Annotated in this window: 20 protein-coding genes; 18 read left to right on the forward strand and 2 right to left on the reverse strand. The window is 47.4% G+C overall.

The window, feature by feature from the left end; translation table 11 throughout:
- The first annotated feature begins 100 nt into the window (after positions 1-100).
- The 8 genes from H9L42_RS01665 (at position 101) to H9L42_RS01700 (ending at position 8,284) form a co-directional block, all read left to right on the forward strand.
- Entirely contained in the window at positions 101-349 is a 249-nt protein-coding gene (locus H9L42_RS01665; RefSeq protein ID WP_187301702.1) for a type II toxin-antitoxin system Phd/YefM family antitoxin, read from the forward strand.
- Positions 349-612, forward strand: a complete 264-nt coding sequence (locus H9L42_RS01670; RefSeq protein ID WP_187301703.1) for a Txe/YoeB family addiction module toxin — start codon at positions 349-351, stop codon at positions 610-612. Before H9L42_RS01665 ends, H9L42_RS01670 begins: the two co-directional genes overlap by 1 nt.
- 239 nt (positions 613-851) lie before the next feature.
- Positions 852-1,733 carry a MurR/RpiR family transcriptional regulator gene (locus H9L42_RS01675; protein WP_187301704.1) on the forward strand — a complete coding sequence of 294 codons (882 nt, stop codon included), beginning with the start codon at positions 852-854 and terminating at the stop codon, positions 1,731-1,733.
- A 195-nt stretch (positions 1,734-1,928) separates the two neighbouring features.
- Positions 1,929-2,732 (forward strand): ABC transporter ATP-binding protein, encoded by an 804-nt coding sequence (locus tag H9L42_RS01680; protein WP_187301705.1) that lies wholly within the window; start codon positions 1,929-1,931, stop codon positions 2,730-2,732.
- Between the two features lie 24 nt (positions 2,733-2,756).
- Positions 2,757-5,423, forward strand: coding sequence for an extracellular solute-binding protein (locus H9L42_RS01685; protein ID WP_187301706.1), 2,667 nt, complete (start codon positions 2,757-2,759; stop codon positions 5,421-5,423).
- A gap of 26 nt (positions 5,424-5,449) precedes the next feature.
- Positions 5,450-6,220 carry a phosphonoacetaldehyde hydrolase gene (gene phnX, locus H9L42_RS01690; protein ID WP_187301707.1) on the forward strand — a complete coding sequence of 257 codons (771 nt, stop codon included), beginning with the start codon at positions 5,450-5,452 and terminating at the stop codon, positions 6,218-6,220.
- Between the two features lie 141 nt (positions 6,221-6,361).
- On the forward strand, positions 6,362-7,522 hold the full coding sequence (locus H9L42_RS01695; RefSeq protein ID WP_187301708.1) for a M20 metallopeptidase family protein: 1,161 nt from the start codon (positions 6,362-6,364) through the stop codon (positions 7,520-7,522).
- Between the two features lie 165 nt (positions 7,523-7,687).
- The gene (locus H9L42_RS01700; protein WP_187301709.1) at positions 7,688-8,284 is read left to right on the forward strand and encodes a PAS domain-containing protein; all 597 of its coding nucleotides are present in this window, start codon (positions 7,688-7,690) and stop codon (positions 8,282-8,284) included.
- 95 nt (positions 8,285-8,379) lie between these two features.
- Here H9L42_RS01700 and rpsT read toward each other — a convergent pair whose 3' ends face one another.
- Together rpsT and H9L42_RS01710 are read right to left on the reverse strand one after the other, a co-directional pair.
- Positions 8,380-8,652, reverse strand: coding sequence for a 30S ribosomal protein S20 (gene rpsT, locus H9L42_RS01705; RefSeq protein WP_187301710.1), 273 nt, complete (start codon positions 8,650-8,652; stop codon positions 8,380-8,382).
- A gap of 107 nt (positions 8,653-8,759) precedes the next feature.
- Entirely contained in the window at positions 8,760-9,461 is a 702-nt protein-coding gene (locus tag H9L42_RS01710; protein WP_187301711.1) for an acyl-[acyl-carrier-protein] thioesterase, read from the reverse strand.
- A 111-nt stretch (positions 9,462-9,572) separates the two neighbouring features.
- Here H9L42_RS01710 and gpr point away from each other — a divergent pair, with 111 nt between their 5' ends.
- From gpr to H9L42_RS01760, 10 genes are all read left to right on the forward strand, one after another.
- The gene (gpr, locus tag H9L42_RS01715) at positions 9,573-10,460 is read left to right on the forward strand and encodes a GPR endopeptidase (RefSeq protein WP_207734890.1); all 888 of its coding nucleotides are present in this window, start codon (positions 9,573-9,575) and stop codon (positions 10,458-10,460) included.
- Between the two features lie 22 nt (positions 10,461-10,482).
- The gene (gene spoIIP, locus H9L42_RS01720; RefSeq protein ID WP_187301713.1) at positions 10,483-11,391 is read left to right on the forward strand and encodes a stage II sporulation protein P; all 909 of its coding nucleotides are present in this window, start codon (positions 10,483-10,485) and stop codon (positions 11,389-11,391) included.
- A gap of 5 nt (positions 11,392-11,396) precedes the next feature.
- Positions 11,397-11,582 (forward strand): hypothetical protein, encoded by a 186-nt coding sequence (locus tag H9L42_RS01725; protein WP_187301714.1) that lies wholly within the window; start codon positions 11,397-11,399, stop codon positions 11,580-11,582.
- A gap of 74 nt (positions 11,583-11,656) precedes the next feature.
- Complete coding sequence (lepA, locus tag H9L42_RS01730; RefSeq protein WP_187301715.1) at positions 11,657-13,468, forward strand: translation elongation factor 4; 1,812 nt, start codon at positions 11,657-11,659, stop codon at positions 13,466-13,468.
- Positions 13,455-14,621, forward strand: coding sequence for a radical SAM family heme chaperone HemW (hemW, locus tag H9L42_RS01735; RefSeq protein WP_187301716.1), 1,167 nt, complete (start codon positions 13,455-13,457; stop codon positions 14,619-14,621). The genes lepA and hemW overlap by 14 nt, the downstream gene beginning before the upstream one ends.
- A gap of 24 nt (positions 14,622-14,645) precedes the next feature.
- Positions 14,646-16,142, forward strand: coding sequence for a glycerol kinase GlpK (gene glpK / locus H9L42_RS01740; RefSeq protein ID WP_187301717.1), 1,497 nt, complete (start codon positions 14,646-14,648; stop codon positions 16,140-16,142).
- A 5-nt stretch (positions 16,143-16,147) separates the two neighbouring features.
- Positions 16,148-17,209: an acyltransferase family protein gene (locus H9L42_RS01745; RefSeq protein WP_187301718.1), complete on the forward strand. Its 1,062-nt coding sequence runs from the start codon at positions 16,148-16,150 to the stop codon at positions 17,207-17,209.
- Positions 17,210-17,392: 183 nt separating this feature from the next.
- Positions 17,393-18,037 (forward strand): SipW-dependent-type signal peptide-containing protein, encoded by a 645-nt coding sequence (locus H9L42_RS01750; protein ID WP_187301719.1) that lies wholly within the window; start codon positions 17,393-17,395, stop codon positions 18,035-18,037.
- Between the two features lie 24 nt (positions 18,038-18,061).
- Positions 18,062-18,562 (forward strand): hypothetical protein, encoded by a 501-nt coding sequence (locus tag H9L42_RS01755; RefSeq protein WP_187301720.1) that lies wholly within the window; start codon positions 18,062-18,064, stop codon positions 18,560-18,562.
- 14 nt (positions 18,563-18,576) lie between these two features.
- A complete protein-coding gene (locus H9L42_RS01760) occupies positions 18,577-20,925 on the forward strand; it encodes a Cna B-type domain-containing protein (RefSeq protein WP_187301721.1) in 2,349 nt (782 codons plus the stop codon).
- Positions 20,926-20,930 lie beyond the last annotated feature (5 nt).

The raw sequence follows: 20,930 nt of genomic DNA on the forward strand, positions 1-20,930 counted from the left end.
ACACTCCTTTTTGCCAGTATATGAGTTATTATCATTAACAAGAACAAGACGAATTGACAACATAGATTGCGTACGCTATAATGTACATGAGGTGAGAAACATGACAATAACGAACGTAACAAACTTTAGGAAAAATATTTTTTCCATGCTTGAGCAGACAATTAAATATAATGAGCCCATTAATATCAGTACAAAAGATGGAAATGCAGTGGTATTAAGTGAAGAAGAGTATCAGGGGATGCTGGAAACCATTTATTTAATGTCGATTCCTGAAATGAAAGAAAAGCTGATAGAAGGGAAAAATACTCCACTTTCTGAATGTGTCTCAGAAAGTGAGGTAGATTGGTAATGTACGAGATCGTTTATACAAAAGCGGCGGCAAAAGATATCTCAAAATTAAAAGGAGCGCATTTGGATAAAAAGGCGAAAGCGCTGATAGAGCTGATAAAAAAAGATCCGTACCAAAAGCCGCCGAGTTATGAAAAACTTCTTGGAGATTTGCAGGGCGCCTATTCCCGAAGAATAAATGTGAAACATAGGCTGGTATATGAAGTGTTTGAGGAAGAGAAGATAATAAAGATACTAAGCTTGTGGTCCCATTATGAAAGATAAGAACCACATCTGTCTAAGCCGCCAGGAGTACCTGGCGGTAAATTTTTTGGCCTTAGTTAAGGAAAATATTAGTATATCAGTATATTATCTTAAACAGAAAGTTCATACAAATGTCCATTTAACAAAGATTTTACATTCCCTTAAAAAACAAAAAACACCCCTTTGTTATACTGAATTTAACAAACGGGAAATCTGTTTCCTAAGAAATTTTGTAGGAAAATTACAGGGAGTTGACAATTATGAAGCGAGAAGATACGGTTGCGTTTTCCATTGATGCCGGATATGGAGACCTTCGTCCATCAGAAAAAAAGGCGGCGGATTACATTCTGGAGAATATGAAGGAAGTTCGGGATATGTCCCTTTCCCAGCTTGCGGCCCGGTGCCGCGTCAGCCAGCCGACTATCGTGCGAATGGTGAAAGCTCTGGGATATGAGGGATTCCGAAGCTTTAAGGACGCGATTATAGAAGAGATGGCGCAGGAAAGCGGCGAACGGCAAAGCCCATACGCGATTTACGGTTATTCCATTTCAGAAAACGACGAGCTCAGTGATGTGCCTGCCAAAATGGCGGCCGCGGCCTCTGCCATGATCGAACGCAGTATCAAAGCGCTTTCTCTGAAAACCTATCAGAAGGTCATTAAAGTGATTGAATCCGCGGGGCAGATCGATATTTACGGTATTGAAAATTCAAGCTCCGCCTGTTGTGATCTGGAAACAAAGCTTACCTATCTGGGGTTAAGCTGCAGGTATCTTGAGGATCCTTATCTGCAGAGGATTAGCGCGGCTTCCCTGTCCGAGAAGGACGTTGCCATCGGGATTTCTTATTCCGGCGCTTCAAGGGATACGGTGGACGCTCTGAAAATGGCGAAAAAGCAAGGAGCAGCCACAATCGTAATTACAAATTTCAGAGATTCTCTGATCAGCAAATACGCGGACTATCTTTTATGCACCACACAGGAACAGCTCTTTTATGGAAACGCGATTTTTTCAAGAACTTCTCAGACTTTGATCGTAGATATGATTTATATGGGGCTCCTTACCTCAGATTACAAAACATACTCCGAGAGACTGGATAAAAACAGCCGCATTATACGCAATAAAGCATACCACAGGTCCAAATGAATGTCGTAAAACGTGTAGATTTTCTACACGTTTTTTGGCGCCTTCTTTAACATTCCTCTTACAAAAAGTTAACATTGATTTAATTGTGTTTTACAAAATTCAGAGTTAGAATTCTTGCGGAAAATGAATTCAGCGGGAAGCCTTATTTCAAATAAAATGTTTCCCGAACGAACAATAGAGAAAGGATGAACAATTATGCTGCAATTAGAACATGTGAAAAAAAGTTATGACGGTGTGACGATTCTCGAGGATATCAGTCTGGATATCGAAGACGGCGAAATTGTATCGATCTTAGGTCCCTCCGGATGCGGAAAGACGACGCTTTTAAATCTGATCCTGGGAATTACGGAAAGTAACGGCGGAAAAATCATCTTTGACGGTGAAGATATCACAGATGTGCCGATGGAAAAGAGAGGGTTCAACATTGTATTCCAGGACTACGCGCTGTTTCCGAACCTGAATGTATATAAGAACATTACATACGGACTTCGCAACAAGCCGGCCATTTCCACGAAAGAGGAAGTTGATGAGCTGATTCGTCTTCTGGAACTGGAGCCGCATCTGGAAAAGAAAATCGATCAGCTTTCCGGAGGGCAGAAACAGAGAGTGGCTCTGGCGAGAACTATGGTGATGAAGCCGAAAATCCTTCTGCTGGACGAACCGCTCAGCGCGCTGGACGGCGTCATTAAAGAGTCTATCAAGGACCGGATCAAGACCATCGCCAAGGAGTATCATCTGACAACGATTATTGTAACTCACGATCCGGAAGAGGCGCTGACTCTGTCCGACCGGGTTATGATTCTCAACGAGGGAGGAATTTCCCAGTACGGAAAACCAGAAGATATTATTCTGGCGCCTGCGAACAATTTCGTAAAGGCATTCATTTTGAATCAGCTGGAAATTAAAAAGAATAACATCTACCGGCTTTTCGCGGCACAGATGGCTCAGACACAGATGAGCCAGGCGCAAGTTCAGCAGCAGGGCATGCAGGTGTCGTAAGCGGTAAGAGGGCAGGTGTGAACTATGCATATTAAGAAAAACAGAGAACTAAAACTGATTTTTATTCTGCTGTGCGTCGTGTTTGCGGTTTTTCTGGCAGCCCCGATGGTGCAGCTTCTCATAAAATCTTTTTATGAGGACGGAACCATAAGCTTTTCGAGCTATGGGGAAGTCCTCGGAGGCAAGGGCTTTATGGAAGCGCTGGGAAACAGTTTCCTGGTGGCTTCCTGCAGCGCGGTGCTGACTACATGCATTGCCTTCTTTCTTTCCTACACTGTGAATTATACCAATGTAGGACGTAAATATAAAGGCTTGATCCAGAAAGTCGCGGTGCTGCCGATGTTGCTGCCGACGATTACCTACGGATTCGCGATTATTTATTCGTTCGGAAAACAGGGGCTGCTCACCCGACTTTTTGGACACCAGCTCTTTGAAATTTACGGATTTAACGGTTTGCTTCTGGGATATACCATTTATACACTTCCGATATCCTTTATGCTGATTAATAACACCATGGGATATATCGATAAGAAGTTTATGATTGTATCCAGAGTAATGGGAGATTCTCCGATTCGGACCTTCGGCGTGACGGTGTTCCGCCCGCTTCTGGGAACGCTGGCGGCGTCCTTTATTCAGACCTTTTTTCTGTGCTTCACAGATTTCGGTATCCCGGCTGCGGTGGGCGGCGAATTCAATGTAATCGCCAGTGTCCTCTATGATGAAATGCTGGGAAGCGTACCGGATTTCGGAAACGGGGCGGTTGTGGCGCTGGTAATGTTGATTCCGTCAATTATCAGTATTTCTATTCTGAGATTCCTGGAGCGATACAATGTGCGTTATAATCGGATTTCTACCATTGAAATCCGCAGAAACCGGATTCGGGATTCGATTTGCGGCATCGGAAGCGGTTTGCTCATGCTGGGTGTACTTTCCATTTTCGCAGTGCTCTTTGTTGTTCCGTTTGTAGAAGACTGGCCATACTATACCAGTTTCTCACTGGATCACTTCCGCGATGTATTTAATGACCCGAACCTGTTTGGAGTATATCAGAACTCTTTGCTAGTCGCTATCATCACAGCGATTATCGGAACGGTAGTTGCCTATGGTTCCGCGCTGTTGACAGCGAGAAGCACGGTAAACCAGAAATTAAAGAATATTATCGACGGGATTGCCCTTGTGACCAATACAATTCCGGGCATGGTGCTCGGTCTGGCCTTCTTGTTTGTGTTCACAGGCACATCCCTTCAGAATACATTTATCATCATTATCGCATGTAACATTATCCACTTCTATTCAACGCCGTATCTGATGATGAAGAATTCACTGTCCAAGATGAATGCTTCCTGGGAGACAACGGCGATGCTGATGGGAGATAACTGGGTAAAGACGATTGTAAGGGTCGTAACGCCTAACGCGATTTCCTCCCTTCTGGGAGTATTCAGCTACTACTTTATCAATGCCATGGTAACCATCAGCGCGGTTATCTTTATCGCCGGAGCGAGAACCATGGTTATCACGACAAAGATTAAGGAATTGCAGTACTTTAACAAGTTTAATGAGATCTTTGTGCTGTCTCTGCTGATTCTGGTGACCAATGTGGTTGCGCAGATCCTGTTCAGCAAGCTGGCGCAGAGGTCTGAAAATAAAGATAAAAAAGTGAAAAAGGAGAGAAGTTTTAAAATGATCAAAGGAAAACGTTTCAAGAGAGCTACAGCCATGGTGCTGGCGCTGACACTCATGGTTGGAGCAAGTGTCTTTTCCCTGACCGGATGCGGAGGCGGAAGCTCAGACGAGCAGGTAGTTATTTACGCGAACTCCGATGATGAAGCGGTTGAAGTAATGAAGAACACGCTGGATGAAAACGGGTATGAAGGACAGTACATCTTCCAGACCTTCGGAACTTCCGAACTGGGCGGCAAAATGCTGGCAGAGGGAAGCGATATCGAAGCGGACATGATTGTAATGAGTACGTTCTATGTAGAAAGCGCGCAGGAAGAAAATCAGATGTTCCGCGATATCACCTTTGACGCGGCGACTCTGGAGGAGCATGACTCCTACTGCGTACCGGTTATCTGCAACGCGGGATCCATTATCGTGAATACCGAAGAGATGAAGGCGAATAATCTGCCGACTCCGAAATCCATCAAGGATCTGGCGGATCCGGTTTATAAAGGCCATCTTTCCGTAACAGATATCCAGTCCTCCTCTACCGCGTGGCTGTTGGTACAGGCTCTGATTTCCGAATACGGTGAAGAAGAGACGAAGACCATTCTGACCGGTATCTATGATAATGCCGGCGACCACCTGGAAGATTCCGGTTCCGGTCCGCTGAAGAAAATCCGCGCTGGTGAGGTTGCCCTGGGATTCGGGCTGCGGGCACAGGCGGTAGCGGATAAAAAAGAAGGTCTGCCAATCGACTACATTGACCCGACAGAAGGAAACTTCACCCTGACGGAATCGGTTGCTGTAACAGACAAAGGTGACAGCAGCAAGGATCTGGCGATGGAAATGGCACAGTGCATCGTAGAAAAAGCAAGACCGGGTCTTTTGGATATCTATCCGGTAGCGCTCTTTGAGGGAGAAACCGTGGATAAAGAAAACCAGCTTGGAAACGCGAAAACCTTTAAAGAAAAGTTGACCGTTGACCTGCTGGAACAGCATCAGGCTATCTCTGAAAGCGCCAAGAAATAAGAAGAGACTGGAGAGTGACATAGACTATGCATAAAGTTGACGCAGTAATCTTTGACTGGGCGGGGACGACCGTTGATTACGGGAGCTTCGCTCCCGTCCAGGCATTCATGGAAGTATTTAAGGAATACGGAATTGAACCGACTCTGGAAGAAGTCCGTGAACCTATGGGAATGCTGAAAATTGACCATATCCGTACCATGCTGAAAATGCCGAGAATCCGGCAGTGCTGGGAAGAAATTCACGGATCGGAGCCGACGGATGAAGACGCCCAGGCTATGTATGAAATCTTTGAAGAAAAGCTGATGGGTATTCTGGACCGTTATGCCGAGCCGAAACCGGATACGCTGGAAGCAGTAGAAAAGCTCCGGAAAATGGGAATCGCCATCGGCTCGACGACCGGGTACAATGACAAGATGATGGCCGTTGTCGCGCCGGCGGCAAAGGAAAAGGGGTATGAGCCGGACGCCTGGTTCAGTCCGGATTCTACAGGCCAGAAAGGAAGACCTTACCCATATATGATTTTCAAAAATATGGAGGCTCTCAATATTCAGGATGTTCGCCGGGTTTTGAAAGTAGGCGATACAACCTCCGATATCCGGGAGGGAAAGAGCGCGGGTGTTCTGACGGCCGGCGTTGTAATCGGCAGTTCTCAGATGGGACTGTCCCGGGAAGAATTTGAAGCTCTTTCCGAGTCAGAGAAAAAAGAGAAATGCAGGGAAGTGGAACAGAGCTTTCTGGAAGCAGGAGCGGATAAGGTGTTCCTTACCCTGAATGAGTTAGCAGAGTTCGTAGCATAAAGTTCATGATTTCCATAAAAAGACCATGCGGGAAAGCGGGAACGCTTCCGGAGCATGGTCTTTTTGTATGATATCTCATATTTCCTGTAAATCGGACATACAATGAAGGGAACGATTTTACGGAAGAGAGGTGTCCTGATATTGGATAGACAGAAATTCAAGGCGCAGGTGGAACAAGCGGCCCGGGAGGCAAAAGGGATCTTTGAGGAGCTGCATAGCTGGCCGGAACTGGGAAACGAGGAATTTAAAACGGTGACTCTGATTGGAAAAAAGCTGAAAGAGTTAGGGCTGGGGATCGAACGTCCGCTGGCAACGGCGGTCGTAGTGAATATAAAAGGGACAGGCGGAGGAACGCTAAAAAAGACGATAGCCTTTCGAGCGGATATCGATGCCCTTCCTATAGCGGAAGAGGCCATGGTGAGCTATCGATCACGGCGAGCCGGCATCATGCACGCTTGCGGCCACGACGCTCATACGGCTATTCTGCTGGGCCTTGCCCGAGTGCTGTGCGGAATGCGGGAAGCGCTGCAATGCGACGTGAGACTGATTTTCCAACCGGATGAAGAGGGAAACGGCAGCGCGGAGCGGCTGGTGCGACTGGGTATCCTGAAAGGTGTGGATCGGATTTTCGGTTTTCATGTCAGACCGGAGCTTAACGCGGGAAGCATTGGACTCCCATATGGAACAGTACACGGAGAATCCAGGGTGTGCCGGATTGAAGTGAAAGGCGAGGCGTCCCACGGAGCCCGTCCGGATCAGGGAAAAGACGCGGTTTACGGCGCGGCGGAATTTATCTCGATCTGCCAGAGCATCGTATCCCGGGATCTGGGACCGGACAAGGCAGGACTGATTAGCTTTGGAAAAATTGAAGGCGGGACAGGCGGAAATATTTTGGCCGGCCAGGTACATATTGATGGAATTGTACGTGGGGAAAACGCGCAGATCTGTGATTTTCTATGCAGCCGTATGAACGTGATCGCAAAAGGGTTGTCCCAAGTGTTGGAGCTTCGTATTACGCCTGAATTTGAACAAGGGTGCAGAGCCGTGGTAAATGATGAGGCTTCTGTTGAAATGGTGAAAACTGCAGCCGCGGGAAAGCTGATTGAAATGAAAGAGCTATCCCTTACAGTTGATGATTTTTCCGCCTATCTGCGGAAAGTGCCGGGCGCCTATTTTTTTCTGGGAAGCGGATATGAGGGAAAGAACAACAGCGGCTTGCATACAAGCCGCTTTCAGGTCAACGAGGAGTGTCTGGAGACCGGAATTGAGACGCTGGCAGGGATCTGCACGCAGAAGCTGTAATATAACATAATAAGACATGGATTTCCTTTAAAAAAAGTTGGTTACAATGTAACCAAAATGCCAAAAATCTATTGACTTTTTCGCGCTTTTTTCGTAAGATACTTGAGGCGAATCAAGAAGCGCTCAGCTGCACGAAAGTAAAGAACATGTTTGAGGGGGAATACAATGTCGATTATAAACACCAGAAGCCACATTGTTCTTGATAAAGAAGGTCTTAAGAACTACGCAGATTTATTGAATTTATCTTACGGCGGAATTGTTGAAATTAATACGAAGCTGGATGCCTATCAGGTTCTCTGCTATACAGAAAAACGATTCCCGGGAATTAATGCGGGAACAGGAAGAGAGCTGTTCACAACTGCGAAAAAGTATGTTCATAAAGAAGACCGGAAACGGCTTTTTTCCGCATTTCGCAGAAAAAAACTACGGAGTATCATACAGAACAATGAGCATGAATCCGTTGATTTTCGAGGACGCCTGCCGGAGGGAACTTACCGGTGGATGCGGGCGTTTCTGATTCCGGATGAGACGGCAAACGATACGGTTTTATGTTTGCTTCTGGATATTGAAATACAGAAGCGATGTGAAATGCTGGAACAGGAAAACCAACAGCTGCGGAAACAGCTTGAGCAGTACAGCCTGATACCGGAAACGATGAAAGCCAAGGCTGTAAAATCGGAAAAAAAGATTTTCGGCGTTTCTTTGGATAAAAGAAAACTCCGGAGCTTCACAGGGAAGTCTTCTGCAGAACAGATAAAGTAAAAAAGATATAGAAAAACCGATGGGAGACACGCGCCATCGGTTTTTTGCTCATAGCTTGTGTATTTAACTTATACACTGGTGGGGACGGGTGAGACTTACTGTGCGGCTTTCGCCTGATTGAATCTCTTGGCTAATCTGGAAACTTTTCTGGAAGCAGCTTTTTTGTGAATTGTATTTTTTGCCGCGGCCTGCATGAGTTTTTTCTCAGCCAGTCTCAGCTTTTCCTCAGCTGTCTCCATATCGCCTGCTTCGATAGCGGCGTCAAAGCTCTTTAAAACTGCTTTCAGATGACCTTTAATTCTTCTGTTTCTCGCAGTTTTCTTGTCGATTACACGGATTCTTTTCTTTGCGGATTTAATGTTTGCCATAAAATGTTACCCCACTTTCTTATTTTTAGCTAAATTCGCAAGTTTAAGTATATCGGATGCATAGGTGGATTGCAAGTAATTTTAAGAGAAAATCTGTAGATTTTTTTTTATTTTTTTGTAAGTTTCGCGCAAAACACCGTCTCTCCGTCAATGAGCTGCCCGCAGATCGTTTCTTCTTCCTTTTCTGTTTCGCGGAAAAAGAAAAGTTCATCCCCCAGCCGGGTTTCCTTAGAAAACTGGATTGTGAATTCCCGAATGGTATTCAGTCGGCTGATCTGCCGCACCAGATCCGCGTACCGGCAGTTGTTGGTGTGATCGTTGATATCCAGATCCTCCGACTGGATTGTATAAGAACCGGAAGCTTCAGGGTGTTCCAGGTGAAGCTTCTGAAATCCGTCAGCAAAGGCATCTTTCTCAAAAAGGTCATCCTCGTAATCGAAAGGGATTCGCTCGAGCTTTCTCGTTTTATAATTGATAACGCTCCAGAGACTGGTACCTCGCGCAAAGATCGTGCCGGCTTCATTGTGGATATAATAATCCCTGGGACAGATCCGGGAACGCTTTTTCCTGGGGCAGGTTGTTAAAATATAGTTCTTTTCAGGGCTCAGGGGGCTCTCGATCCGGCAGCGCAGCTTTGTAATGATCCAGATCCGATCGTCCGCGATCATATCGTCGTAGCCGATTCCCATTTCGTCCGCGTGGCGGGCGGCGGCATCCTGAAAATAGTGAAGGAGCGCGCCCAGGCGGATTTGCCCGTTTTTATCAAAATCTTCGGCGGAAAGATGAAGATTCATTTTGTATGCAAGCATGTTTCTCTACCTCGTATCCTTTTTTCCAAGTATATCATACCTTTGCGCATAAAAGAAATTGGAGGCGGGAAAATTAAGGGAAAGATCTTTTTTGGGAAAGGCGGAGGTAAATTGAAATACAGAACCGATCTGGCGATTGAGCGAAAGGAAATTCTCGATGAGGAACACGGCGGGAAGCGGGAAATTGACGGCATAGAGTTGGAAAAGGTGACATACGATGAGGACATCGAGTCCACCAGAATCCGGATTTTAAATGAAGAGGGAGAGGCGCAGCTGGAAAAGCCCAGGGGTACGTATATTACCATTGAAGTGGAGGGAATTCTGGAGGAAAAGGAAGGGATCAAAGAGAGGGCGGCCAAAGCGCTGGCCAAAGAACTGTCCCGGCTTATTCCCTTTCATGAGCATCTGAAGGTGCTGGTGGCGGGACTGGGAAATGAAAAGGTGACGCCGGACGCCCTGGGGCCCGCGACGGCTTCAAAGGTGAAGGTGACCCGCCATTTTTTCCTTATGTATGAAGCTGAAGGGGACGAAGAACTGGGGTGTGTAAGCTGCATCGTACCGGGGGTAACCGGGACAACCGGGATCGAGACCGCGGAGCTGATCCGGGGAGCCGTGGAACTGACGCAGCCGGAAGCGGTCCTTGTGATTGACTCCCTGGCGGCGCGTAATATTGAGCGTGTCAGCACAACGATCCAGATTAACGATACGGGCATCGATCCGGGAGGTGGGATGGGCAATCTGCGGACGCGGCTTTCTGAGGAGACTCTGGGCAGAAAGGTGGTAGCGGTTGGCGTACCTACGGTTATTGATTCGAGGACGATTATCCGGGAAGCGCTGGAAGATCACAGCCGGGAGGCGGAGGAAATCCAGCGGTACCTGGAGGAAAAAGGGCAGGATATGATCGTAACATCTACCGACATCGATCAGATTATCAAAGATTTTTCCGATATTCTTGCAAATGGAATAAATAAAACCCTGCATCCCGGCATATATTCGTAAGAGCAACGGATGGAGGAAAACAATGAGCAAAAAAACACTGGCGCTCCTATGCGCAGTCTGTTTTATTTTCTCTACCCTGTTTTTCTGGCACAGGATGGGCCAGACCGCGACACCGGAGGTTCGATCCTCCTCTCAGGATTTAGGGAGATTGTGTGTCGCGCAGGTCTATCCGGCGATCAGTAAAGGGGTGGAAAAAGAGGAAAACGGGAGCGACAAGAAGGCCGCGGATAAAACAGCGAAAGAAGACAGTCAGTCTGCAAAGGAAAACAAAAAAGAAACATCAGAGAAAAAGCAGGCGGAGAAGCGTTCTGAAAAGAAAGTGGATAACAGCAAGCCGCAGGTAATTATCTACCATACCCATTCGACAGAGTCCTATCAGCCTTATTCGGAAAGCAATTTTCATCGGGTCAAGGAGAAAGGAACGGTCCGGGATGTGGGCGATGTAATGACAAAGGAGCTCAATCGGCTGGGAATCGCAGTAGTACATGATAAAACGATTCACGACAGGCCTTCCTATAACGAGTCTTATGATCGTTCTCTTGAGACCATTACTTCCCTTATGAAAAAGTACCCGACTGCCAGGTATATTATCGATTTACACAGGGACGCGGCGGCCTACGCGGGAAATGTAGGAAAGACGGTTCAGATTGAAGGCGAAACAACGGCAACATTCAGTCTGGTCGTAGGTCAGAACAACGCCAATTACAACAAACTGATGGCACACGCCAAAAAGGTTTCCAACAAAGCGGAGGCCATGTACTCCGGATTCGGAGGCCGAATTATTGAAAAGGAATACCGATATAATGAATACATAGCGGATAAATGCCTGCTGCTTGAGATCGGCAATAATCAGAATAAAATTGAAGAAGTTGAGAATACGGGAAAATACTTTGCTCGGGTCCTGGCAGAGGTAATTGAGGAGGAAAAATAAAAGGTATGCTGAAAAAATGGTTAATTGTGTTTTTCGTATTTTTTCTGGGCACTGCGGGTCTGATTCAGGTCGATCAGGCATGCCGCGAGACAACGGGAGCTGGAGGGCTTCTGTGTCCTTCGATTCAGAAAACCGCCGGAGGGAATCTGACCGTTTCCTTCTTCGGGTTGACGGGAGAGATTGACCTGTAATGCGGCAGGGTCTTGAATTCCGAATGTGTTTCAAGTAAAATAGATAGGAACTTACAAAACAAAGAGAGGAACCTATGAGCGAATATCAGAAATACATTCGGAATTTCAGCATTATTGCCCACATCGACCATGGAAAATCGACTTTGGCGGACCGGATCATTGAAAAGACCGGCCTGGTTTCCCAGAGGGAGATGAAGGAACAGTTCCTGGACAACATGGAGCTGGAACGGGAACGGGGCATTACCATAAAACTGCAGACAACCCGTCTTGTCTACAAGGCAAAGGACGGGAATGAATATATCCTGAATCTGATCGATACGCCGGGACATGTGGACTTTACGTATGAAGTCTCCAGAAGTCTGGCGGCCTGCGAGGGAGCGGTACTGGTAGTAGACGCTACCCAGGGCGTGGAAGCGCAGACTCTGGCAAATGTGTATCTGGCGCTGGATGAGGATCTGGAGATCGTACCGGTTTTAAACAAGATCGATCTGCCCAGCGCCCGTCCGGACGAAGTCAAGGAAGAAATTGAAGATGTTATTGGAATTGACGCTTCCGAGGCGCCGCTAGTTTCCGCCAAAGAGGGGATCGGCATTGAGGACCTTCTGGAAGAGGTGGTACACAAAATCCCGGCTCCTTCCGGAGATGAGAGCGGGAAGCTGAAAGCGCTGATCTTCGATTCCTATTATGACAACTATAAAGGTGTTGTAATCTATACCCGTGTCTTTGATGGAAAAGTAAAGCAGGGAGATATGATCCGCCTGATGAATACAAAGAAAAAATACGAAGTCACGGAAGTGGGAATTTACTCGCCGGGACATGTGGCCTGCAAAGAACTGCGGGCAGGAGAGGTTGGATATATCTGCGCCAGCATCAAGCAGGTAGCGGACGCGAGAGTCGGTGACACGATCACCCTGGACGGCGATCCGACCCCGGAGCCTCTGCCCGGCTATAAAAAGGTGCAGCCCATGGTTTACTGCGGGATTTATCCGGCAGAGGGCGAGAAGTACGAGAATGTAAAGGACGCTCTGGAAAAGCTCCAGGTCAATGACGCGGCCTTCCACTTTGAGCCGGAAACCTCGGCTGCTCTGGGATTCGGATTCCGCTGCGGATTCTTAGGCCTGCTTCATATGGAGATTATTGTGGAACGGCTGGAACGGGAATTTGATCTGGCGGTTATCACCACCTCGCCCAGCGTTATTTACAAGGTGGTGCGCACAGACGGAAAGGTGGAGATGATTCAGAATCCGTCCAACCTGCCGGAACCGTCGGAGATCGATCATATTGAAGAGCCGATTGTAAAGGCGGATATTATGATTCCTAAAGACTATGTGGGAAATATTATGGAGATCTGCCAGGAACGGCGGGGGAAAATGCTTCATATGGAATACATCACGGAAAACAGGGTGCAGCTTCACTATGAGATGCCTCTGAACGAAGTAATCTACGATTTCTTCGACGCGCTGAAATCCAAGACCAGAGGCTACGGCTCTCTGGACTATGAATTCCTGCGCTACGAAAAATCAAATGTCGTGAAGATGGACGTGCTGCTGAATAAGGATCTGGTGGACGCTTTCTCCATGATCGTGCATGAATCAAAGGCTTACGCCAGAGGGCGTTTTGTCTGTGAAAAGCTAAAGGAAGTGATTCCGATGCATCAGTTTGAGGTTCCGATTCAGGCGGCTATCGGGCAGAAGGTAATCGCCAGGGAAACGGTAAGAGCTTACCGGAAAGACGTTATCGCCAAGTGTTACGGCGGCGACATTTCCAGAAAAAAGAAGCTTCTTGAAAAACAGAAAGAAGGAAAGAAGCGGATGCGCCAGTTTGGAAAGGTGGAAGTGCCGCAGGAAGCGTTTACCGCGGTTTTGAAATACGATGATAATAAATAGGAAAAAGGGAGCGGCAGGACTTTATCTGCATATTCCATTTTGCCTGCGAAAATGCGTTTACTGCGACTTCCTTTCCTTCGGGGGCCGGAGGCAGGGAGAAATGCGGCAGTACGCGGAGGCTCTCAGTGAGGAACTGCGGCTGCGAAGCGCCCCGCGGCGGGAAGTGGATACCATTTTTATCGGAGGAGGGACTCCCTCTCTTTTGGAACCCGATTCTTTACAAGGAATATTGAAAGCGGCGAAAGCCGCTTTCTGCGTAGAGGAATCGGCGGAAATCAGTCTGGAGGCGAATCCGGGAACGCTGGACGGAAAAAAGCTGAAGGCGTATCGGCGTATGGGGATTAACCGGCTGAGTATCGGCGCCCAGTCCATGGATGATGGACTGCTGCGGTTCCTGGGACGAGCCCATGACAGGAAGACGTTTCTGGACAGTTTCCATGAGGCGAGGACAGCCGGCTTTGAAAATCTCAATGTGGATCTGATGTTCGGCATACCCGGGCAGACAATGGAGGTCTGGAAAGACACTCTCGCCCAGGTGATGGAGCTCGCGCCGGAACATATTTCCTTTTACGGTTTGCAGCTGGAAGAGGGTACGCCTCTCTGCCGCCAGTACAAACGGGAGGAAATCGATCTTCCTCCGAGGGAGCTGGAGAGAGCCATGTATCATGAAGGAATCCGGATGTTGAAACAGGCCGGATATGCGCATTATGAGATTTCAAACTGCGCGAAGCCGGGATATGAATGCCGCCATAATCAGAAGTACTGGAATTTTGAGGAGTATCTGGCGGCCGGACTTTCCGCTCATTCCTTTCAGTATGAAACCGGGCGCAGGCGCAATGTATCCGACCTGGATGCGTATTTTCAGGCGATCCGTGAAGGCCGGCTGCCGGAGGACGCGGCGGCGTGTGAAGAAGAAACGCTTCGGGATTACATGGGGGAATACGCCTTTACGGCTCTGCGGAAGGCGGAAGGCCTGGATACCGCGGATTTTGAACGCGCTTTCGGTGTGGCGTTTACTGAGGTATACGGCGCTCTCGCGCCGCTGCTTGCCCGGTATGAAAAGGAAGGGCTTTTAAAACAGCAAGACGGACGGCTGATGCTGACGGAAAAAGGGATTGATTGCTCGAATTCCATTATGGCCGAGTTCGTTTAGAAATCCAGTGAGGAGGATACGCTTATGAATACCTATATTATGGCTCTGGATCAGGGAACAACCAGCTGCCGGTGTATTTTATACGATCGGCAGGGGCGGCCGGTGAGTACGGCGCAGAAAGAATTCCGGCAGATTTATCCCCATGCGGGATGGGTGGAGCATGACGCGATGGAAATCTGGTCCACGCAGATGGGAGTGGCACAGGAAGCGCTTTTGAAAATCAACGGTACCTGGAAAAATGTACAGGCCATTGGGATTACGAATCAGAGAGAAACGACGGTTGTCTGGGACAAAAAAACCGGAGAGCCGATCTGTAACGCCATTGTCTGGCAGTGCAGGAGAACGGCTGAGTACTGCGATGAACTGAAGCGGCGCGGGCTGGAGGCGGCTTTCCGGGAGAAAACGGGACTTCTGATTGACGCTTATTTTTCAGCGACAAAGCTCAGATGGATCCTGGAAAATGTGGAAGGCGCCAGAAAGCGGGCTGAGGCAGGCGAGCTTTTGTTCGGAACGATTGAGACGTGGCTGATCTGGAAGATGACAGGAGGAAGGGTTCATGTGACGGATTATTCCAATGCTTCTAGGACAATGCTGTTTAACATCCGAACCCTTGCCTGGGATGAAGATATCCTCAGGGAGCTGGAAATACCGGCCTGCATGCTGCCTGAGCCGCGGCCGTCAAGTGAGATTTACGGGCGGACGGATCCGAATATTTTCGGAGGTCCGATTCCGATCTGCGGGGCCGCGGGAGATCAGCAGTCGGCGCTTTTCGGACAGACCTGCTTTGAGGCGGGGGAGGTAAAAAATACATATGGAACCGGAGGTTTTCTTCTGATGAATACCGGGGAACATCCGGTTTTTTCAGAAAACGGCCTTCTGACAACCATTGCCTGGGGAATTGACGGGACTGTGAACTACGCTCTGGAGGGATCGATTTTTGTTTCGGGAGCCGCGGTTCAGTGGCTGCGGGACGAGCTGGAACTGCTTTCCGATTCCGATCAGTCGGAACAGATGGCGGAACGTGTCGCGGACAGTAATGGCGTTTACGTAGTCCCGGCTTTCGTAGGACTGGGCGCGCCTTACTGGGACCCTTACGCGCGAGGCGCGGTTCTGGGACTTACGCGGGGCGCCAATAAAAATCATCTTGTGCGGGCCACACTGGAATCCATGGCGTATCAGACCTGGGAGCTGCTCCAGGTAATGGCTAGGGACACCGGGCAGCAAATTGTTGCGCTGAAGGTGGACGGCGGAGCCAGCGCCAATAATTTTTTAATGCAGTTTCAGTCCGATATTCTGGACAGGCCTGTATTGCGGCCGAAATGTATTGAAACCACATCGCTGGGCGCCGCGTATCTGGCGGGGCTCGCTTCCGGTTACTGGAAAGGCAGAGCGGATATTCTGGAAAACTGGCAGATGGATAGGACTTTTAAATCGAATATGACCAGTGAAAAAAGAGAGCAGTGTTTGAAAGGCTGGAAAAAGGCAGTAAAATGTGTTCTTGGCTGGGCAAAACGGGAGTGATAAATATGACAACAAAAGAACCAAGTATACATGAGTCAGGGAAAAAAGAACGGAATTATTTTTTTGATACCTTTCGGGGGATTTTAATCTGGATGATCCCGATTTCCCATTTCACAATGGTGGGAGGGAATTTTCATCAGGCGTCTTTTGGAGGCGTCGTCTATGTGACCATTAATGTTTTCGCCATGCAGGCTTTTGTATTCCTGTCCGGCTATTTTTCTAAAAAGCCTGCCAGAGCCAGAGAAACGGCCTTTAAAACCTTTTTGTTTCCATATTTGCTGCTGGTTCCTTTTTTCTATGGTGTCCGATATTTTCTAAATGGAGCGGCGAATTTGAACTGGATTGTTCCGCCATTGGCGTTGTGGTATCTGGTCGCGCTTTTTGTGTATCGATTTTTCCTTGTTGATCTGATTAAAATCCGTAGGATCCTGCCTTTGAGTATTGTGCTGTATCTTGCGGCGGGTCAGATTCCGTGGCTGGATACGGAACTGGCATTGGGAAGAATGGTATCTTACTTTCCATTTTTTATGATTGGATATTTCTGTACAAAAGAGCACATTGCTAAAATTCAGCGTTTAAAAGCGTGGCACTGCGTGTTTTTGGGCGTTGTGTTGGTGGCGGTTAATGTGGCTCTGGCCTATTCCCGCATTGTTCCGGTAGGATTTTATTTGCTGCGCTCACCGGCGGCTTCGTTAGGGATAAGCTGGTATATGGATATTCTGATGCGGATTGTGGACTTCATTCTTCCGTGTGGATGGATTATTCTATTGATGAACATTCTGCCCAGGAGTAAGAACTATCTGAGCTATGTAGGCAGGAATACCATGGCAGTCTATATTCTTCACTTGATTGTGCGGCAGGTTGTGAAAAAATACAGCTTTCCGGATCCGAATATGTTCGTCTACTATGCTTGTATATTTGGGCTGGCGTCCGTATGTGTGGTGGTATTCTCAAGTCCTCCGGTATCTAAGGCCTATAATTGGTTTTTTGATTTCTTGTATGAGAAAGGGTACGGTAGTCTGAAACGATTTGTAAAATGGGCGCTGGGCATTGGAACCACCGGCTAGAACCGCAGTATATAGGAAAATCTGGAAGAGACTTATCAATTTGATAGGTCTCTTTTTTTGAGAAATTTGTCGAAATTTGTCAAACAAAAAGGGGTTGTAAAAATTTACCAAAATGGTATACTGGACATGAAAAAAGTTAAAAAAAGTAATTAATGGTAAAAAAAACAAGAAAGGGAGATTATTATGAAAAAGGCAACCGTTTTTTTAGCAGTATTCGTGATGCTGTTTGCAATTGGAGGCGTCTCGGCTTATTTTACGGCGACGGATGAGGCGGAAAACCGCTGGACAGTGGGCGATGTTACGATTGAACTTCTGGAAGAAGAATATGACAAAGTGCCGGAAGAGGAGCGACACAATATTACGCCGGACAAAGTTTTTACAAAAGATCCAATTGTGAGGAATGTCGGAACCAATGACGCCTTTGTATTTCTGGAAGTTTCCGTCCCCAAAGCAAATGTAAGAACCGCGTCTGCAGACGGCACCGCTCAGCCCGCAGCAGTTCAGGAACTATTTTCCTACGGAATCAGCGAAGGATGGACGAAAGTAACAGAAGAAACCAGTGCTTCAGATAAGAATACATACGTTTACGCGTACGCTGATTCGGAAACAGCATGCAGCCCTCTGAAAGCGGGAGGTTCTACGCCGCCGTTATTTAAAAACCAGAAAGTGACTTTTATTAATATTCTGGAAGGTCAGGGGCTGGAAGGGAAAACATTGGAAATTCCGGTTCATTCTTATGGAATTCAAACGACTGATTTGGGTGAATCCGATGCGATATCCCCTTCCGAAGTATGGGATATACTGAAACGCCAGGTGGATTCAAAATAATGGCGGAGAGATGGAGGCATAGAAATGCTGAGAGAAGGAAAACAAATATTTGTTGCAATTGCCGCCTGTATTTTATGTCTGCTGCTGACAGCCACAGGAAGTTTCGCCTTTTATGTGACAAATACCGCCAGAAACAATACCATATCAGTCGGAGAAAATGTGACGGAAATCGAAGAGGTGTTCCAGCCGCCGGAATTTATGGAGAAAGGAAAAGACTATACAAAAAAAGTGACCGTAAGGAACCGGGGAAGTGTTCCATGCTATGTGAGAGTCTTTGCGGAAGCAGTCGATCCCGGTATGTCAGATGCTTTGGAAATCGACTGGAACCGGACGGAGTGGACGGACAAACAGAAAGACGGATATTATTACTATAAAGAACCCTTACCTGTCGGGGCCGTGACAGCGCCACTATTCACTACATTGCACGCGGCAGCGGAGCTGGAGAATTTCAGAATGATCGTATACAGTGAATCCATACAGGCAGAAGGAGCCTCGGCACCACAGGAAGCGTTTGGGGAACAATAAGGGGGAGGAAACCTATGGAAAGTGGAAAAAAACGAAGCTGTTTTCACAGCTTTTGGATTGTGGCAGTATGTCTTATCGTTTGGTTGTCTTTCGAACCTGCGTCAGTTCACGGCGCTTCTTGGTCGAAGTTAATGCCAGTCGGATATGTTCCAAGTACCGGAAGCGCAATTCCACTGAAAAACAGTAATGTGGTTGTGAAAAGTAAAGCGTCGAATATTAAGCAGATCGCTTATAATGGCTCAACGGTATGGTGTGCGAAAATTGCCAATGCTTCAAAAACACAGTCTTACAGCAACTTTTTGACGGTAACCTTCCCGAAAACGGCGAAAATACGTGGCCGAGAGATTGATATTACCATTGCGTTTACGGCAATGACCATTGGAAAAGGGCAGGGGAAAAACACCTTGCTCAACAAAGACGGTTATGCCGCTTTTGCTCGCTGTAACAGCAGCGGACGTTTTTTTCTAGGGGGAATTGGCGACAGTACCAGCCGTCCGTATAAAGCGAAAAAACAAATTACGACCAGCATTACAGCTGCTTGGTCGGACGGAGGGGGGATCGTGAATCTGCCATTTTATCAGGGGGTATCCGATGTGGATGCGGGCATGAGCGCGGATTACTATAAAGAGGCTTGGGAAGGCAGCAGTGGATTTTCCAGTACTTTTTATATCTGGGCAGATTGCAGGAATACCATCAGTGGGAATAAAATGACCGCTTCTTATGGAGACGTAGACGGGAATGATTCTTGGTATAAGGCAGGCCTGATCGCGCCGACAAACGGGGGTCAGTTTACCGTGAAATGGACGGAAGGAAACTGCGAAACCGGTTTTTTACTATATAATCAGTATAAAGATATGCCGGCGCCAACGAAAACAGTCGACCGTACATCAGCCGTAAAAGGAGATATCATCACTTGGGAAGTGAGCCAGAAAACAGGTATCTTTTATCGGAACACATTCAGTCCTTACACGAATTTCAGTTTTGCGGATTATATTCCAAGAGGGGTTGAATATCAGTCCGCGCGCGTTTTTCGCGGAGCAGCGGATATTACATCCCAGGGGATCCTGTCTTATAATCCAGATACAAGATACGCAACGTTTACTCTAAACAGCGGTCAGTTGGGGAGCGCTGCATTTTATCAGGGGCAGGCGATTACAATGAAGATTACGGCCCGGGCTGAGCTTCCGGAGGCCGCGGTCAGAACCGTTCAGAATCAGGCAGCTGTTACAGTTTCCGGGTACGCGCAGGATACAAATCCAGTAACAACGGTAATTCAGAGACCGGATTTGGAAATTTCCAAAGCAGCCGCGGGCAGTGAGTATAAAGGGGGAGATACCATTCCATATACCGTTACAGTAAAGCAGACAACCGCGAATTTGTCCGGGGAAAATATTGTTGTAACAGATGCGCTTCCGGAAGGACTGACCTTAAAGGGAAAGCCGGTTCTTTCAGGCGCAGAGGGGAATGTCACGGTGAAGGGAGATACCTGGAAGGCAGTATTTCCCTCCCTGGCGTATGGACAAACTGCGGTTATTAGTTTTTCAGCAGAGGCAGGGAATGTAACTTTAGAAAAAAGTGTGATAAATACAGTTTACGCCTCTATGGAAGATGCACCGAAAAAAGAGGCAGCCTCAACGATCCGATTGCTGCCCGAACCGCTTGTCGTTGAGGTGGAAAAAGTTTGGGAGGATGAAGATGATTTTTACGGACTCCGCCCGAAGAGTGTAAATGTAGAGTTGCTAAGGGACGGAAAGCCGATTCAAGAGCTGAGACTAAAAGATAGTAATGGTTGGAAGGGGACTTTTGAAAATCTGCCGCAATATCGAACGGAAAATGAAAGATACAACTATCAGGTGAGGGAAGCAGATGTTCCTACCGGATACAAAGCGGATGTAAAGCACATAGAAAACCGGAACGGAGAATTTGAACGGGCTTTTCGGATAACAAATTCTCTCGTTTATTATGAACTGACGATTCACAAACAGATCGCGAAGGCAGATTATTATGAGTACCACGGAAATGAGGTGTTTCTGTACCAGATAACATCTGAAAATAACCCGAACTGGCGCTGGTATGAGGAGATTTCTTTTACAGAAAAAGCTCAGAAACAAGAAGGGGCCGTCTTAACCGCGTCAAAGACAATGAAACTCCCATACGGAGTTTATGAGGCGACAGAGCTGGAAACATTGCGGTATCAGGGGGGAATTGTAAGCGTATCCGCAAACACCAGAAAAACCGGACTGCTGCAGGCGGAAGTGAAGCTGGGAGCAGATGGCGGATCCGAATCGATCACTTACAAGAATAAAAAAGTTCTCTGGGATCGCTACAGTCATAATGATCTGGTCATTAATGAACTGAGGTAAGGAGG

The sequence above is a fragment of the Zhenpiania hominis genome (assembly GCF_014333425.1).
GTDB lineage: Bacteria > Bacillota > Clostridia > Peptostreptococcales > Anaerovoracaceae > Hominibacterium > Hominibacterium hominis.